Origin of the sequence: Companilactobacillus mindensis DSM 14500, from assembly GCF_001434275.1 — a bacterium.
GTDB lineage: Bacteria > Bacillota > Bacilli > Lactobacillales > Lactobacillaceae > Companilactobacillus > Companilactobacillus mindensis.
On record NZ_AZEZ01000046.1, the window covers coordinates 1 to 208 of the forward strand.

At 36.5% G+C, this 208-nt stretch carries 1 protein-coding gene; it reads right to left on the reverse strand.

Features of this window, described 5'->3' with window-relative positions; genetic code table 11:
• Positions 1-208 (reverse strand): zinc ribbon domain-containing protein (locus FD29_RS04875; RefSeq protein ID WP_157049386.1); only part of this gene is annotated, 208 nt, incomplete at both ends.

Consider the following 208-nt stretch of genomic DNA (forward strand, 5'->3'; position numbering starts at 1 on the left):
AGCACCGCTCAAGATATGTCCGCAATTGGAACATGTTTGGGTGGTGTTTTTTGGATCTATAGTCAAAAATTTTCTACCATATAAATCAGCTTTATAAGCTAACATGTTTAGAAATGTTCTCCACCCAACGTCGGAGATTGACATTGCCAGAGCATGATTTTTCAACATATTTGAACTTCTCAATTCTTCAGCTACTATCAAATCGTGA